This is a genomic window from Microbacterium sp. EB106-03-03-XG65, from assembly GCF_058791955.1.
This window is the reverse complement of the sequence record NZ_JBYTEB010000001.1, coordinates 2,052,762-2,069,659: the sequence shown is the minus strand read 5'-3', so window position 1 is coordinate 2,069,659 and position 16,898 is coordinate 2,052,762. Positions and strand designations below refer to the sequence as shown.

The following is a 16,898-nucleotide window of genomic DNA, read 5'->3' as shown; positions in this document are numbered from 1 at the left end:
GCAGCCCACGACTCGACGGTAGTTACCGGGTGGTCACGTCCGGCGCTTGGGCCGGGATCAGATCGTTCACGGGGACGTCGAGAACCTGAGACAGTGCGATCATGACCCTCAGCGAAGGGTTCATTGGTGAACGTGATTGCGAGCGCCCGCGCTCATAGGCCTGGTAGGTGTAGCGAGTGAGGCCGACGCGGTACGCAACGGCTTCCTGACTAAGATCTTTCGCCAAGCGAGCTCGCTGCAGGTTACGACCCAGCGCGACCGCGAAGCTCTCCCACTCTGCGGTCCATGTTGCTGGCTCTTTTCCCACGAGTCCAGCCTTGCGAGAAGCCATGCCGTCATGGCCTTTCTCATATGGCATAATCGTGCTCAGCCATACGAAACATTCACTCCATCGACGGACGCAGCCTCGCGTCTCGACCTGCACGTGTGCCGCTGCGCATCGGCTCCGGGTCGCCTCGATGCGTAGGTCCCGTTCAGGTCGACCCCGATTGTTGAGTAGCAGTGACTGATCCCCGACCGATCTGGTGGAGCGCCACGGAGGTTGATGCTCCCGAGGCTTGGATTGAGGCGTTCGACGCGCTCACCAACGAAGAACGCGCAAGTGGATTGGGGCTTGCGGCCGCGATCTTCATCGCACGTGTGCGTCGCCGCACCGGGCGTGGTCCCACCTTCTCCGAGCTCTTCGCCGAGCTGTTCTCAGACGAGCCGTTACACCCTGAATGGCCCACAGGTCTCACCTATCCCGTCCGCGCCGCCATCCATCACGCGTTCCGCCTCCACGTCGCCATTCAGTGGAAACGAGGCGGATGGATCAGTTGGGATCCAGGCGTTGAACGCAGCCTGCGAGTCGGACCAACTTTTCGGGCGCGTTCGCGAGAGCGGCAGGCGGCCCGATCACGATGATCCCCCGCAACGAAGCAAGAAAGGCAGCTTGAATCATGTGGACCCCTCCCCCTTTAGGAGCGCGCGAGGTGGCACGTGAGGTCTCGCTGCCCGACCAGCGCGTAGCCGTCGTCGGCGACGTCCACGGCAACTTCCGATGGCTGGACATCGTCGCCAGGGCGGTCCAGACGCTTGCCCCGGGGGTCTCCACTATGTTGCAGCTCGGCGACTGGGCAATGGATCCCGACACAACCGATGAGGCCCTCGACGGGACCGGTATCGAGCGCATCTATGTCACGCTCGGCAACCATGAACCATGGAACCAACTCACACCGCTGCTCAACGCGCACGCCGGCTGCGCCATCCGGGTCTCCGAGATCACTTGGATTCTGCCGAGGCCTGCTCGCCTCACCATCGGCGGCCGTAGCGTCCTCTCGCTTGGAGGCGCGGTGTCCGTCGACAGGGCATGGCGCCAGGAGGGCTTCAGCTACTGGAAGGACGAAGAGATCACCAGTGAGCACGTGAGGGCGGCCGTCGCCGGCGGTGCCGCGGACCTCATGCTCACCCACGAGCCGCCGGCGGGAACGCCGGTGCGCGCGGTACAGCAGATTCTGCGCGCGAACCCGATGGGCTTCCCTGATGACGCACTTCGGGACTCGGCCACATCCCGCGCCCGAGTCGCCAAGGTGTGGAACATCGTGTACCCGGAGCTTCTCATTCACGGCCACATGCACGCACCCGGGGGCGGCCAGACCGACGATGGGCTACGTGTGGCAAGCCTCGGTCAGGACGGACAGCAGGGCAACCTCGGGTTCCTCGACATGCAGACACTGCGAATCGAGACGCCCACCCTCCGCCAGATCCGAGAGGCGGCCGGTCGATGACACGCGACACCGACATCAACCGGTGGTCTGCCATCGTCGGCCCTTGCTACACCAAGGCTTCGTTTGCTCGGGCCCTCGGATGGACGGAAGTCGAGGTCGTCGAGGCGGCGACGTCGCGCACCGTGCTCGAACTACTGACAGATGACGAAGTAGTGCTCTACCCGGACTTTCAGATATGGAAGGGGCGGCCTGTCGCGGGGCTCGGCGATGTTCTCTCAGTGTTGTGTACGGGTACCCGTTCTCCGTGGACCTGGGCGCAGTGGCTGAATACCCAAGCTGATGATGAGTCAGGCGCAACAGTGTCCAGCGCCATAGCACAGCTCCGCGCGGGAAAGAGCGGTGAAGTGCTTCGCGACGCTCGGCACGCCGCGTGGTTCTGGAGCTCTTGACCCGGCGCAGATCTGGGCTCGGTTCACGCTAAGGGTCAGCTCGCAAAATCGCTGGAGGGGGTCCGCCGCGTTTCAACCTCGCCTGGCTAGGTCCGTCGAGAGCGTATCCGGCTAATCGTAGCTCCGGTGTACGTGCCAGCCGTCTTCACCCTTGAACACGTCGAACACCAGCGACAGACCATCGTCGTCCGTGCCCTGGAAACGCCATCCGTAGAGTCCGTGGTTCTGATCCGGAGACGCCGTCAAGATCGAGTGACGCAGGCGCGTGGGCGTGTCGGACACTCTCCAACGCTGCCCGGCGAACACCATGCGCGAGGGAATGTCGTCGACCATCCATAGGGTCGCGGGAGGTGATCGGTCGCCGGTCGCATGATCCTAGAATAGAACATAGATTCGAATGTTGCTACCCTGGATTCAGGTCGGAGAAGGGAGCCGGCATGGGCACGAGCAAGCGCTTGGCAGACCACTACGACATGCGCTCACAGCATCAGGCGATCCTCACGGCTGCCCGATCCGGACCGCTCCAGTCACTCACCGACCGCGAACTCGCCCTCCGAGAACACCCCCTCACCATCTACCCGCACCCCTACCGAATGATCCGGGCATGGGCGCGGTTCGGGCCGGAGACCATCCGCGTCGACCCAAGCTCGCGCGCTCCACACCGACCGCCGCAGGAATCGAGTTCCGCGCGGGAGACCAGACGTTCCGCTGCTGGGTGTGGGGCAACGCGGTGTCGTTCGACGATGCTGCGTCTCCCCCGACATAGCACGCACGAGCCCTAACGCAGACAGTTTCGTGGCGTCCATCGTGGAGCAAGCCATCAGAACCCACCGAACGCCGAGCAGTGCTGCTCATCGGGATCACTCTCGGCGTTAGCGCGATGGGAGAACGGGCCGCGGTAGCGACTCTATGCCGCCCGGCTGGTGCGGCACGCACTCACCGTGTATGTCGCACCCGCCGGATCCCTCACTATTGCTGGATGAAAGCCAGGATGTCGGGGTTGAAGACATCGGCGTGCGTGGTGAGCATGGGGTGGGGTAGCCCTCGTAGATCTTGAGCTCGGAGTTCGGAAGGAGCCTTGGCAGGGGCCTTCGATCCCAGTAGGAGTAGGGCACACTCCAGCCAAGGTCTCCTGGGCAGGCCCTGCCCAACTTGGCAGAATCGCATCACATTGACGATCCGGTGAGTCATGAGATCAATGCGGCAGTATGAGTCCATGTTCAATGGCAACTCGTTTCGGCGGCCGGATCCGGACCCTTCGTCGACCTTTCAAGCGGATCCTTCCTGGTTCGCTGGGGGGCCTCCGCCCACTCACGCCGGACCCCAGTCTCGCGCCGAGTTTGATGCGCTGAGCGAAGCGTTCATACAGTGCTATCCCGCCGCCCGCCGGTCTGCCCAGGCAACGCTCGAGGATTCCCTGCCGCGAGGATTCAATGGCGAAGTCCTCGCAGGTGAAGCGGCGTTCGACTACATGGTGTCTCTGCGACAACGAATCGCTGACGCAGCCACCGAAACCGCGAGCTGCTACGACTCCGCTACCTGGTTGCACCTAATCCGCCGCCTCAGCCCGCACGCGCTTGGATTCGTTGAGACAGGGACGACGGACCACGAAGGTGACGCGCTCCAACGCATCGCCGAGAACCTTGTCGGAACAGCTCGGGGGTTGTCGCCGCGCCTCAACTACGACGTGGTGCCAACCGACGTAGCGATGCGACTTGCTCGGCTGATGGCGCTCGTCCGAATGGTGGATGAGCTCGAGGGCGCTATCCGCTGTTCCACCAAGGGAGTGAAGTATAAAGTGGTCCGGCACCACCGACCACGCGCACACGACAGCAATTCCCTGCTCGACGCGCTCTATGAGTTCGACATCCGCAATACGTGGGGATCCGCCGATGACGCGGCCCGCCTTGGGATTATCAATGTCGATGATTTCGAGAACGACCCACCCATGCTCGTCGCATACCGTTTTCACCACGGAATTGCGATGGATCAGGTGTGGGACGGCCCCTTCACAGCGGGGCGAGTTTGCGAAGAAGCCGTCCAGTTCACCATCCGGGCTTTCACGACGGCCGAAGAGACTTATACGACGCTCGGTCGAGGTGACGTTTTGGAGAGCTTCGAGAACCCCGATGCCATCGCGGCGCTGGCCGTCTTCGGCAACACGCTGCTCCGCTACGTGCTCGACTCCGCGGAGAGCGCTGGAAAGTCGCTTCCGCATCTCGGCGTGCTGGAGATTGACCCAGCGAGCCTACTGCATGAGGTCGAGAGGACATTGGACCAGCCGAAGATGGCGGAGTGGCTTGCTTCGAGTGGGCGCGAGTCGCTGGCTCCACGAGTGGTCCTCGACCTCGTCCGCAGTCTCTACGAACATGACCGGCGCAGCTTTCCCGGCCCCATCCTGCAAGATCACGATGGAAGATCGACAGTCGATCTCTGGGCGTACTCCTGGCACGTCACCCATGACCTAAAGCTCTCACCGCGCACCGGTGGCGCCATAGCCAACCTTTCGGCGGAAGAGTTCGAACTCGCGGCGCAGCAGGTCATTGACGCGAGCGTGCTCGCGCCTTCGCCGGGCCTGCGGAAGCTACGAGGACGCACACTTCGATTGAATGGCAGGCAGATCACCGACATCGACGCCATCCTGATGGTGGACAGCACAGTCTTCTTGGTGTCCTGCAAGAATTTCCTTCGCAAGGTCGACTATCTGGCTGGCGAATACGCCGCGGCAAGGAGTGGGACGTTCCGGCTGAATGCCGCACTCGACGAATGGCAAGACCGGATACGTACTCTCCGCCAAGCACCAATCGGGGACAACTATGACCTGACAGGCTACAAGCTCGAAGGCTTGATCTTGCTCCCCGAGCTGATGTTCACCCCGCGAGAAGACTCGCGCAAACTGTTGCGTTTCGGAGCGCATGGCCTTTTTTTCACCCGCGTCGAGAGCTTCAGCCAGTTCTCCGCCACTCTGAAAATGGCGGGCTGGCCGCCGGAGAGGCAACCGCGGTCCGAACTGCTCCACTGAATCATCCCGCGCTCCGAGGTCGTGGCATCGCGCCGGAGGGGGCCACTCTGCTCGGCGGCTCTCGATCCGGTCACAAGCGTCCGGGCCATGCCCCTACGCCAGCTCACTCGCAATACTGACGGTCATGCCATCATCAGAGAATGGAAGCGCTGACCGACGCCGGCCCACTGTGGGAGCTACTCCACCGGGAGTCGCCTACTCACCTATATCACTACACCGGACCAGCCGGAGCAATCGGAATTCTGCAATCCCGGAAGCTGTGGGCAGGGCGTCCCGCCGACATGAACGATGCTACCGAGCAACTGCTTGCGCAGGAGTATGCAGACATGGAGCTGCGACGACTCGACTTCCCTGCGGGATCCTTCGGGGAGGGAATGGTCGAGTATGCCCTCGACATGCTTCGGCTGCGCAGACCCGTCTCGTTGAGTGCGTCCAGGGTTTATACGGTCTCACTCACTTCGGAGGGAGACTCCCTCGAACAGTGGCGCGCGTATTGCCCACGAAGTGGTGGCGTCGCACTCGGTTTCCAGTCCGAGCATCTGAGACTTGTTGCTGCGGACCAGGGCTACCTGTTAGCTCCCTGCGTCTATGACGCCGAGACTCACCTGGCGCTCGTCCGGCAGATCGTCAAGCACCATTTGATCCTGTGGAATAAGCGACGTGATCTCGCCTCCCCCCGGGAGGGGATCAGCGGCCATCTCGTTAATGACTTCATCGAAGATCTCGAGCGATTCGCGCCGCTCATCAAGCACGGGTCGTTCAGCGCCGAGCATGAATGGAGGCTGATCTCACCTCATTCGTCGGAGTCTCATAACCTCCAGTACCGACACATCGCCGGGGCCACGGGAATCAAAGTCTTCCTCGAGTTCGACCTTCTCACCGACTCACATCCGGAGATGCTTAGCGGCGCGCCCGCGGAGTCCGGCGCATACCGGATCGAGCAGCAAGCTTTCATCCCGGTCATCGGACCATCAGTCGACTCTGCTGGGATGCATGAAGCGATTCGAACGCTCGTACCCGCAGAGTTCGGGTGGATCGCGATGGTCGGGCAAACGGAGTCGCCGTATCGGTAGCCGGAACGCGCGAGCGCCCCGCCGGCATCTCCGGGCCGAAACGTGCGCTGGCAGGTCAATACTTCTCTCGTCGCGCCCAGCGATGAGGTCCTTTCAACACCGGTATACGACGCAACTGACCTCATTACGCTGTCTCATGCCGCGCTGAGAATACGATGTGGCCATGTCCGACAACCTCATCGCCACCTCAGCCGACGATGACCACGCGCAGGACTCCCCTCCTCGGACGGGGCAGATTTTACGTCTGGGAAGTCTTGCTCCGAAGTTTGATGCATCTCGACACCAGTTGTACTTCGACCTCCTCGAACGCGCTATCGCTCACGGTGGCAGTCGGAACATCGCGCTGACTGGCGCATACGGTACCGGTAAGAGCAGTGTTCTTCAGTACCTCAAAGAACATCCCAAATATCGTGAGCAGACCGTCACCCTCGCTCTCTCGACTATCGCGCCACGAAGCACGGACGACGGCGATGAGGAGGTTTCGTCACCAACCTCACAGGTGAACCTCATCCAGAAGGAGATCGTCAAGCAACTCCTGTACCGAACAGCTGTGCACGAAGTTCCGCGAACGCGGTTTCACCGTGCGAGCGTGCCGCCCCGGTTCCGTGGGCTGCGAAGCGCCCTAGCCATCGGGCTGAGTATTGCGCTGATCCTCTTCGCTCTTGGCCCACTGCACCCCCTCATCACAAGTTGGTTCGATGGGTGGTGGCGCCACGCTCTCGCATACACGGTCGCGACGGTGCTTATTGTGGGCGCAACATGGCTTGCCGCCCTCGTCGTGCGCTCGCGACCGCTCATGAGCGCTTCGGTGAACGCGGCAATCACGACCGTGACGCTGGCTAAGAAATCCGACACGTACTTCGACGCATACCTTGACGAGATCGTCTACTTCTTCGAGGCGACTGGGACCAAGCTCGTGCTCATCGAGGACATCGACCGGTTCGAAGACGCCGAGATCTTCGACACCCTACGTGCGCTGAACAACTTGTTGAACGAGTCTCATCAGCTCAAGCGGCGCATCGTCTTCGTCTACGCGATCCGCGACAGCGTGTTCGAGAAGATCGGCGGCGAAGCACCGGAGACGGACGTTAGCGCGCAGCTCTCCGACCGCGTCAAGGAGGCACTGAAGCGAGCCAGCCGCACCAAGTTCTTTGACGTGGTCATCCCTGTCGTGCCGTTCATCAGCCCGGACAACGCGCGAGACGTTATGTCCAAGGCCATGAAGAGCCCGGACTTCAAGATCAAGCCGGCGTTGATCCGACTGGCCGCCAGGCACGTCGCCGACATGCGAATGATCCACAATGTTCGCAACGAGTTCGAGGTGTACCGTCAGGAGCTCGTCGTCTCAAAGCGTGCCCTCCCGGACATCAACGACAACCTGGTCTTCGCCATCGTGCTGTTTAAGAACACACATCTCGCGGACTTCGAGAGCATCCGACACCGCGATAGCTCCCTGGACCACCTATACGTCGCCTGGCGCGCGCTCATCGCGCAAGCGCTCCCCCTGGCGACCAAACGACTCGCTGAGTATCGAACGGCTAGCCGTCCAATGCCGACCGCCGATGAGCGAGCTCGCGTGCTCGGAGAACGTCTTCATGTGATTCGGGAAGTCCTCGACGAATCAGCTCCGGGCACCATCACGGTGGCCTTGGACCCTGAGATCGAGGACGTCATCACAACCCCGTCTGGGTGGGCATCGGTCGCTGAGGACGACGAACTCGTGCTGAACCTGAACCGCAGCAACGGGACATCGACAGCCTTCACATTCTCCACCGAGAGCTTGACGCGTCTCCTGGAAACACCCGTCAATCCGGCTGACTGGGCGACGCAAGATAATAAGCTCGCTGAGACCCAGGAGCGAAGCCTCGTCGAAACGGTCGCGCTGTTGCGGCACCACACTTGGGCGCAACTGTATACACGCCGAGACTTGACGATCCCCGCCGATAAGTTGAATCTCACCGCCGAAGAGGAAACCCGCTTGCGGGTGAATCTAGGCGAAAGAACGGAAGCCAGCTTCGCAGACCTCGTCTCCGCTATCTTGCTGTCCGAGATGTCACGCGAACTCGTACGCGACGGGTACATTACGTCCCACTTTGCCCTGTACGCGTCGAACTACTACGGGAAGCATCTCAGCAAGGCCGCGCGCGAGTACATCTACCGATGCATCGGACCCGGCGTGCCCGACACCAACTATCCGCTCAGCAAGCGCGACGTTCAGCAGATCCTTCGTGAACAGAAGGCTGACAAGAATGACCGAGCCGATCTCTTCAACGATGCGAGCGTCCTGAACATCGACTTTGTCGACTATCTGCTGCGGGAACGCCCCGCGGCAGCTGCTCGAGTAGGTCAGCAACTCGGACAGATGGGAGACGCGAGGTTTGAGTTCCTCGATGCCTACATGGCTCGGGGCGGTTCTCCGGGCGCACTCCTCGCGACAATGGTTCCCCATTGGCGGGATGTAACGCACTACGCGGCGACTTCGACTGCAATCGCCGAAGGCTCCCGCCTAGTCGTTCTTGATGCTGTGCTTGCAGAGATTCGGAAAGATAGTCAGGCCTCCAGCCCGCCCGTTGCAGCGTTTATCGCGGAGAACTATCGGCAGCTCACGAGCTTTTCGACTCCCGCGTCGCCGGCACATGCTGCCTTCGTCGTCGGACTGCTCGACGGTTACGGGATCCAGATCCCCGATCTGACTCCGCTCTCCTCCGATGCCCGGGACGCCGTGCTATCGCTCGGTCTGTTCCCCGTGACCATGGTCAACCTCCGCACCTTCGTGCCTAGCGGGAATATCGACCTCGGCACGCTACGTCGAACGAACCGCGATCTCTACGACCACATTCTGCAAAACGTGGCGGACTACGCGGCTTTGGTGCACTCCAAATCGCATTCCGTGGCCACGGTGAAGAACGTCGCGCAGCTAGTTCCGCTGATCCAAGACGTACACGCGGTGGACCGCGAGAAGCTAGCAGCGGTCTTCGCAGCGACGCTTCCGATGCAGGTACCAGATCTCTCGGCGTTCGAGGTTGATGCCTGGCCCGAGATCGTTCGTGCCCAGAGGGTGGCGCCATCAGCGGTCAACGTCGCTGCGTACGCAGAGCAATACGGTGTCGATGAACATCTCGCCAAGTTGCTGAGCCCTCGCAAGATCCTTGAGCCGACGAAGCTTGAGACAGCGACACGTGTAGAGCTGGCGCATTCCATCCTGCAGGCGAAGGACGTCATCCCCTCAACTCTCGCCCGTGTGCGCACCGTGTCGACGCTGGAAACCGGCAAGTTGGAACCGTCCTCACTCACTCCCGAGAGCGGCGATCTCGTCGCGCGGCTTCTTACCGCGCGACTCTTGGAGGATGACGCGAGCGCGTTCGGCACCGCGCTTATGGTCGACTGGCCCACGCTCGAGCGAACCATCAAGTCGTCGAAGCGGTTCTCCAGCTTCGTTGCCCCAGCGGTCTTGCCGGCTCGCTGGATCGCGTCGTTCTTGAGCAGCAAGATTCCTGGACAGAAGGCGAGGATCGCCGTCGTATCCGGTCTTCCGGCGTTCCTGACGACGGCGACCAGAGCCGAGGCGCGCGCCATCGCTTCCGTGCTTGTATCCCAACGTTGGAGACTTCGCATTGCTCGCATAACAGCGCTGCATCAAGCAGGCGCGTGGCACGAGCAGATTGTGGCACTCCTGGCTAACAGTGAAACGCTCGTCGACCTGGACGATGCTCGTCAGATCCTCATTGGCCTTGGAGGAGATTACGCTCGCGTTGCCAGCGGGGGTAGCGGAAGACCGAACTTCCCGCACGACAATTCACACCACGAGGTGCTGAGACGGTTTATCGGCACCACGGTCAGGCACGTTAGGGAGGAGAACTTCAAGCGTCTAGGAACCAGGTACGTTGCACGCCTACAATAGCGCCAGTCCGCCCGCTCATCGCCCGTGCGCCTTCCGGACCGCCCGATTGATAGGAACCACTGTTGGCGAAGGCTCTGCTGGGGCGCTAGCGACGAAATACGCGTAGAGAGCCTGCAGGTGCGCGTCGCGCTCGAACTCGAGATCGGCGATGCGTTCCTGGGCCGCCTCGATATCCTGCTTCTCTCGCTTCGCGGCCTGTTGCTTCGGCGACAGTCCCTTGTTGACTGGGTTCAACTCGGCGAACCGCGCATTGATAGCAAAGCGCGTCTCTTCTCTCAGATCCTGGGCGAATGCCCGGGCAACCGTGGGATGTGACAAGCCCGCCAGTTTCTCGATCTGCCGTTTGGTGCGCTGTAGCTCGTCGTTGCTAGCGATCTCGTCGATGGCGTCGGCGATGCGGCGAAGGACGTCGTCGCTCACGGAGATGCTGCTCGATTTCATTCGGGTGCCTCCATGTCTTCTGGCGGAGCTAGCACTCGCAGCTCCTTCGCGATCTTGGCCCGACCGCGCCGCAAGTTCGCCTCCAAAATCGGATGCAGGTTGGGTGCGTCCAATGCGCGGTCGTGTCGTTCCAGCTGCATTTCCAAGACTGGGACGTGTGCTTGATGAAGAACCGCGTTCGAGCAGTCCGCAGTGAAGCAGACATGGTCAGCAATCTTGGGCCCGCCCGGGCCGCAAGCGGCCGTCTTTTCCCGGTAAGCACAGTCGTTCACAACGCCGAGTGTGTAGTTCTGGGCCACCCGAGCGATGAGCTGGTCTGCCCGCTTCGGGTCTGCGATGACCTGGACGCGAAGGTCTTCGAGAGAGTCTCCGGAGGGTCCTGCGATTGGGGTACCGGAGAACAGAATTCGCTTCAAGTCGTGCCGGACAGCTTTGGTTCTCTCATCGGTGATTGCTGTCGTCGCCGCGTGATGCTGGTCCCGTACGTAGCCGCTCGTCGCTCGAAGTGAAGCCTTACCGAGCTGAATACCCACTCCGATCTCTACCCCAGGGTACGTGGCTGCGTAGACAGCGAGTGTGCGCCTCAGGGACGTGGCGTTGATGGCATGCCGTGGTCGCAGCACGATTGGCTTGAGCCTCAGATCGATACCCCTCCCAATGCGATCCTCAGGTTCGGCGTTGACGAAAGCGATGAAGCTTTTCAGATCGCGAGCGAAGGGATACTCCCCCTCCTCCCCGCCCTCTCCGGTCTTTCCGCTGCGGGAGAACAATCGTCCGGTGAAACTGAGTTGCTCAAGCGCGTCTACCGCCACCTGAACTATCGAAGGCACCCACCATGACCGCGCCTTCCCGAGCACGTCCTGGCCCTTGTACGTCATCGAGTTCACCGACGGAATGACCGCCGAAATGTCGAAAGCATCACGGCGAAGGGCCTGCAGCTCGCTATCGCGCATCCCGGACAGACTGGAGATCAAGACATAGCATGCGGCCCGAAGAACGCCCGGAAGGTGCTCAGCCTCCGAGAGGCCGATTTCGCCTGCCCAGGTTCCCTCGACCGGGATCAGTCCCCCATACTCGGTGCGCCCCGCATCAACGGCGTCGTCGATGAGTCGGATAAGTTCATGCGAGTAGTTCCTGTTGGATGGCTTGAACAGATTCTGGCTGATGTTCAGGCTTCGACAGATCTGAGAGGAGTTGACGGAACCTCGACGTTGCCACTTGGCTCGTCCGACGCCGGTGTTCAGCGGGATCAGATACCCGCTGTCGAGTCGGGCTTGCAAGGCTTCCACGGCGCGACGGCTATAGAGACCACGATGAAGATCAGTGTGCGGCCGCGCGTCTCGAAAGGCGCGATGCATGTCCACGATGAGCGGTGTGAGTTGCGTCACGACCGTGTCGGCAGCAACAAGCAGCGGTTGCCACGTCTCCCACGGCAGCGGCAATGTCTTGTTGCCACCTGGACTGACATCGTTCGCAACATGCGTAGCGCTATGCGTGGGCCAAGGCTCGAACTGCAACGGATGTTGCGCGATGGGCGCGAGTCTCGCCAGTTTCTTCAAGATGGACACGTGGGAAGCTAGTGCCCTAGGTGCATTGGGACTTCCGCCTTCGCGATGCTTGCCTGAGCGGAGGTCGGTCAAGAAGTCGTCTGCATGCTTCTCGTTCCAGTCCTTGAAGGTGGCCAGTCCTTTCGATTGCCCCCAGGCAGTCAGCACGGCAAGTCTGTCGACTACGTCTAAGACAGCGTCCATGGTCCCCACGTCGCGTCGAATCGACACCCCGGCATCAACCGCTACAGGGTGATGTGGCCGTCCCTGCAACAACGCGTACAACTTGACGTCGTACCGATATCCGGCGGGAATTCTCGAGAACCTCACCCACCGGGTCGGATGACCAGCGGGCCGGATCTCCTGGTAGTCCCAGGCTTCATCACCAAACCTCGATCCGTCGGGAATGGCATCGTGAATGAAGTCATGCGGAGAGATTGACGACGGCGGCCCGCTGGATGATTCAGCCGTGGGTTCAGGCATTAGTTGGCCCTCTCAACTCCTGTCGAAGCCCTAGATCCACAAGGACATCGTCGGTATGCAACCGCGCATCATCGACCACATCGTGTGGGAACAGCTGCAGGATGATGGTTGTGGCTCGGTAGATATAGCCCCACACTTGCTGCCACGTCGTCGGGTCAGCGGCCGCATCGGGAGCGGAGACCGAGTTCACGAGGATCACTGCTGGAAGGTGTTCGACGGTGATGACGGCATTCGGACAGGTGAAACAGGTACCCATGCGAGCCATCGGACACACCACTCCTTGCGGCGCATGAGGGGAGTCCTCCGGGTCGCGACAGCTGGCCAGGGCGCCCCCGACAGTATCCGGCAACGCGGCTTGGTCGACACTCGCGACCTCGCCGGTCGTCGGACTAAGCTCCACGACACCGACACCCGTATCAATCGTCGGTCCGAGAGCTCGCTCATGTAGCTCAGACACTGACCTCACAAACCTTTGCCCGACATCGAGCAAGAGCGCGGGACTGTTGGTGTAGTGGTCGAACAGAACGCTTTCCGTGTGTCTTCGCTGAGAACGAAGATGACGTTCGGGCTCGGCGATGATCTCGGCTGCGATGGCGGACTTGCGGAAGCGGCGGGTGTCGTGGGGGGCCGATACTACGCCTTCCACGTGGGAATCGAACCAGGAGCTCAGTTTTAGCTCTGGCCGGCCCCACTGTGCCAACTGAACAGAACCAGACCCATTCTTCATGATCCATAGGCCTCGGAGTCCGGTAGCCCGTCGTAACGGCGCTCCGAGTGCAATTACGGCGTCGAGGTAGCGCAGGGTCGTGGGTTCCCGCTTCCGGGTCCACGTCACTTCTTCGACCAGGTGTGCTCGATGCTTGCGGAGGACGACCGTATAACTATCGGCCAGGTGCGCCCGTGCCATCTGCTCAGTGTTCATACCCGAGCTTCGGGGATCAGCCGAAGTCGCGACGACATCATCGAGCTTGAGCGCCCGGATCACTTCGGGCGGCTCGCCGGAGGCTATGCACAGTGCAACCTCGAATGCGATTAGGACGTCGGCGGAGGCGACTGTAGCCCAACCGTCGTCACTCCACGTGAGTTTGCGAACTCCAGCTTTGATCCGAGAGAGTTCGTCATCCGAGAAATCGGGCATCGGATCGTTCCGAATGTGCCTCAGCCGAGTCGGTTGCAAAACTCGCGTGTAAACCTCGGGATGGAGGGTTCCAGGCTGGTGGTCCTCGATGAACCGGAGAAGGGCGAACATGGCCAACGCGACTCGATAGGGATTGTCCGTGGGGCGCGCAGCTTGCCACTCGACCAACGTGCTCTCCCATGAGTCGATATGCCGCCGCCGCAGGTGCTCGAGCGAGTGTTTCGATGCGTCGAAGCCAACCTGTGTACCACAATGCTTTGCCAGCCGAAGAATTGCGACACGGAGCGTTCCCACGGCCGTTGGATTGTTCTTGACAACGTCGACCCACGCACGGGCCAATGCTGTCACCAGCTCGGGCGCATCGGTGGTCGCCGGCCTCAAGTATGCGCGACCAATCCCGTAGGGCGTTGAGTACTCCGCCACGAACTCGAGCATTCTCACAGACCTCTCACGAGACGAAGGATGCTCTCTCGTAGGGCACTCGGAATTTGGTCCGTGTACCTTTCGGCGTGAAACAAGTAACGACGCGTAGTCGTCAGGTCGGCGTGTCCGAGTAGCTCTTGCACGACGAGGAGTGGACTCGCGAGCAACGCGTACGGGTCATCGCGAGTGTTCCGTCCTTCACGCATCAGCGTAGCGAGCGTCCGGACGGCGAAAGTGTGGCGGAGCACGTGCGGGGTTACAGCAAGGTGCGCGGGTGGTGCGCTCTCGTGCGGCCCGAGGCTTGCGATGCGATTGTTGGCGTCCGCGAAGAGACGGTTGAATCGGTCGATGGCGGGGGCACGCCCGCCTTCCACGAGGAGCAATGCAAGTGGGTCGATAACGCCGTCATCGCGGATCCAGACGGCAGTGCGGCGCGTCTCATTTGGAAGTTGTTCGGGACGGATCAAGCGGCCTTCGATGCGAAGCTTGGTACCGTTCGCCGTGGGAACAGGCTCGGCGATTGTAAGCATGCCGTTACGACGGCGGCGGCGAAGTGTGAGTTGGGCGCGTTCCACCATGTACTCGCGCTCACCGCGTCGATAGTGGTCGACGACGTCCGCGAGGTGGTCAATGATGTGAACGTCACGCGGTCTGCCTCCCTTACCAATTCGTTCGAAGATGTGGCTTCCGCGAGCGAGGTTCGTCGGAATATCTAAGTCGAGGAGGTAAGTGGCTTCTTCACGGCGAAGACCGGTGCTGACGAGTATGAGGCCGAAGGTGTAATCGCGTTCGGGGTACTCGGGTCGATCATCTGGAATCGAATCCCCCCGAAGCCCATGATTGAGGAAGAAAGCGAGCTGGTCCTCAGTAAGAAAACGAATTCTTCGCGTGGTGTTCTCGGGTGACTTCAACGTGTTGCGCTGTATCGCGCCCCAGCGCGGCACCGGGTCGACCCCGATCCAACCTTTCTCTTTGGCGTATGCGAAGAAGAGAGCGATATTCCCGAGCTCCGCGTTCCATGAACTCCCTGCCAGCGAAACGAGTCGACGCTTCCGGTAGTCGTTGAGATGCTCGATGGTGGCGTCGGTCAGGTCTGCGTCGGACGTCGTCTCTCGCACGAAGTGGAGGAACCGCGCGAGAGCGGCGGCATGATTGCCACGCAAGGTGCGCATGGGGTAGGCACGCTGACGAGCCGCATCGAGCAGATAGGAATTGGCGTGACGGACGGTTTCGAAGCGGCCTGCGCCGTCTGAGATGAAGGGCGTTCCGTCCGGGATCCGCTGTACATCGAGAATGTCTCGGAGCGCGGACGCTGGTATGACCTCACCCTCGACACTGATGTCAGAGACGCGCGCGCGGTCCACCACCCTGACGAACAGAGAGGTGGACCGCGCGTGCGATGACTTTTCCACTGGTGACAGCGACCGTTCTCCGAGACGAGGAACTTGGTGTCTCGGATGATACACATGATGCCCAACGTTCTGAATCCCCACATCAAAAGTGGTGATACACATGTTTGACACCATTTGTGGAGCTGGGGGGAATCGAACCCCCGTCCAACGCTGAGTCTCCACGCCTTCTCCGGGCGCAGTCTGTGCAGACGTTCTGCTCGGCTCCGACCTTTGTCACAGACACCTAAGTCGACAAGCCCAGCCTGGGAAGAGTCCCACGTGACGTCCAGACGCCATCACGCAGCAAGATTCCTAAATGACGCCAGGATCCGTACCGGAATCACATACGGCCTGACGGACTATCGGGCTCGCTTATGCAGCGAGGGCGAAGTCGTTGCGCTTGGTTTCGGCAACTATTGTTTTGCAGAGAGCGTTTACGAGATAACTCTGCATCCTCGGCCCGCTTCTCGTGGATTCACAGGCGCTGTCGAAACCGATCAGCCCCGTGGTCCTTCTTTCGAAGGAGCCGCTGTCACACTGTGGAGTTTTACAACCCGGGAACCAGAAGTGCCCGAGCATCACAGACTACAACGTTCTTGAGGCCTCCGCCATTCCATGGGGCGAGAGAGCGCTGGCGTAGAGTCGGCCCATGAGCGAAGTCACCGTCACAGTCCGCGGCGAGCACGAGGCGCGAATCGCGCCGGAACGCGCCACCATTCGTGTCAGCGTCCGCGCCGAGGGCGCAGATCGCGCTGTCGTGGTCGACCGCGTCATGCAGCTCGCCCAGCCTGTGCGCGAGAGCATCACCGCGCGGCGGGAGACCGGCATCGTCGTCGACTGGACGAGCAAACAACTCGCCGCGCGCGCCGAACGCCCGTGGAACAACGAGGGCAAGCGTCTCGACCCGGTCTACTACGCCAGCATCGATCTGACGGCGACCTTCGTCGAGGCATCCGAACTCTCGCTCTGGGTGACGGACATTTCGCCCTGGGAAGGCGTCGAGGTCGGATGGGTCGATTGGCATCTCACGGGCGAGACCACTCAGCGCATCGAGCGCGAGGTCGCGGCCGAGGCGGTCGGAGTCGCTGTCGCGCGCGCACAGGCATACGCCACGGCGCTCGGACTCGCCACGGTCACACCTGTCGAGATCGCGGATGCCGGTCTGATCGCTCCCGCGGCCACCCAGCCGTTCGCCGGCATGGCCAAGGCGCGCGGGGCGATGCTCCAGCAGTCTGACGCGGGAGGCCCGTCGATGGAGTACGAGCCCGACGAGATCGTCATCTCGACCACCGTCGAGGCGCGCTTCCTCGCTCGCTGATCGAAG

General features: G+C 61.4%; 13 protein-coding genes and 1 other RNA gene. 7 read left to right on the top strand and 7 right to left on the bottom strand.

Features of this window, described 5'->3' with window-relative positions:
- Window positions 1-22 precede the first annotated feature (22 nt).
- On the bottom strand, window positions 23-331 hold the full coding sequence (locus tag AC3WS6_RS09690) for a helix-turn-helix transcriptional regulator (RefSeq protein WP_492500817.1): 309 nt from the start codon (window positions 329-331) through the stop codon (window positions 23-25).
- Between the two features lie 640 nt (window positions 332-971).
- Between AC3WS6_RS09690 and AC3WS6_RS09685 the strand changes: the two genes are divergently transcribed.
- The gene (locus tag AC3WS6_RS09685; RefSeq protein WP_492500816.1) at window positions 972-1,766 is read left to right on the top strand and encodes a metallophosphoesterase; all 795 of its coding nucleotides are present in this window, start codon (window positions 972-974) and stop codon (window positions 1,764-1,766) included.
- Window positions 1,763-2,155, top strand: coding sequence for a hypothetical protein (locus tag AC3WS6_RS09680; RefSeq protein WP_492500815.1), 393 nt, complete (start codon window positions 1,763-1,765; stop codon window positions 2,153-2,155). The genes AC3WS6_RS09685 and AC3WS6_RS09680 overlap by 4 nt, the downstream gene beginning before the upstream one ends.
- 111 nt (window positions 2,156-2,266) lie before the next feature.
- On the opposite strand, the gene AC3WS6_RS09675 is transcribed toward AC3WS6_RS09680, so the two are convergent.
- Window positions 2,267-2,437 carry a hypothetical protein gene (locus AC3WS6_RS09675; RefSeq protein WP_492500814.1) on the bottom strand — a complete coding sequence of 57 codons (171 nt, stop codon included), beginning with the start codon at window positions 2,435-2,437 and terminating at the stop codon, window positions 2,267-2,269.
- Window positions 2,438-2,759: 322 nt separating this feature from the next.
- On the opposite strand from AC3WS6_RS09675, the gene AC3WS6_RS09670 reads away from it, so the two are divergent.
- The 4 genes from AC3WS6_RS09670 to AC3WS6_RS09655 all read left to right on the top strand — a co-directional run bounded on the left by AC3WS6_RS09670 (window position 2,760) and on the right by AC3WS6_RS09655 (window position 10,151).
- A complete protein-coding gene (locus AC3WS6_RS09670) occupies window positions 2,760-2,921 on the top strand; it encodes a hypothetical protein (RefSeq protein WP_492500813.1) in 162 nt (53 codons plus the stop codon).
- A 450-nt stretch (window positions 2,922-3,371) separates the two neighbouring features.
- On the top strand, window positions 3,372-5,177 hold the full coding sequence (locus tag AC3WS6_RS09665) for a ubiquitin family protein (protein WP_492500812.1): 1,806 nt from the start codon (window positions 3,372-3,374) through the stop codon (window positions 5,175-5,177).
- A 140-nt stretch (window positions 5,178-5,317) separates the two neighbouring features.
- Window positions 5,318-6,250 (top strand): DUF2971 domain-containing protein, encoded by a 933-nt coding sequence (locus AC3WS6_RS09660; protein WP_492500811.1) that lies wholly within the window; start codon window positions 5,318-5,320, stop codon window positions 6,248-6,250.
- Between the two features lie 163 nt (window positions 6,251-6,413).
- Entirely contained in the window at window positions 6,414-10,151 is a 3,738-nt protein-coding gene (locus AC3WS6_RS09655; RefSeq protein ID WP_492500810.1) for a YobI family P-loop NTPase, read from the top strand.
- 15 nt (window positions 10,152-10,166) lie between these two features.
- On the opposite strand, the gene AC3WS6_RS09650 is transcribed toward AC3WS6_RS09655, so the two are convergent.
- The 5 genes from AC3WS6_RS09650 to ssrA all read right to left on the bottom strand — a co-directional run bounded on the left by AC3WS6_RS09650 (window position 10,167) and on the right by ssrA (window position 16,079).
- The gene (locus AC3WS6_RS09650; RefSeq protein WP_492500809.1) at window positions 10,167-10,571 is read right to left on the bottom strand and encodes a hypothetical protein; all 405 of its coding nucleotides are present in this window, start codon (window positions 10,569-10,571) and stop codon (window positions 10,167-10,169) included.
- Between the two features lie 17 nt (window positions 10,572-10,588).
- Window positions 10,589-12,622, bottom strand: a complete 2,034-nt coding sequence (locus AC3WS6_RS09645) for a hypothetical protein (RefSeq protein WP_492500808.1) — start codon at window positions 12,620-12,622, stop codon at window positions 10,589-10,591.
- Entirely contained in the window at window positions 12,615-14,195 is a 1,581-nt protein-coding gene (locus AC3WS6_RS09640; RefSeq protein ID WP_492500806.1) for a hypothetical protein, read from the bottom strand. Before AC3WS6_RS09640 ends, AC3WS6_RS09645 begins: the two co-directional genes overlap by 8 nt.
- Window positions 14,196-14,197: 2 nt before the next feature.
- Window positions 14,198-15,697 (bottom strand): tyrosine-type recombinase/integrase, encoded by a 1,500-nt coding sequence (locus AC3WS6_RS09635; RefSeq protein ID WP_492500805.1) that lies wholly within the window; start codon window positions 15,695-15,697, stop codon window positions 14,198-14,200.
- 12 nt (window positions 15,698-15,709) lie between these two features.
- Window positions 15,710-16,079, bottom strand: a transfer-messenger RNA (tmRNA) gene (gene ssrA / locus AC3WS6_RS09630).
- Window positions 16,080-16,223: 144 nt separating this feature from the next.
- Here ssrA and AC3WS6_RS09625 point away from each other — a divergent pair.
- The gene (locus AC3WS6_RS09625; protein WP_492500804.1) at window positions 16,224-16,892 is read left to right on the top strand and encodes an SIMPL domain-containing protein; all 669 of its coding nucleotides are present in this window, start codon (window positions 16,224-16,226) and stop codon (window positions 16,890-16,892) included.
- Window positions 16,893-16,898 lie beyond the last annotated feature (6 nt).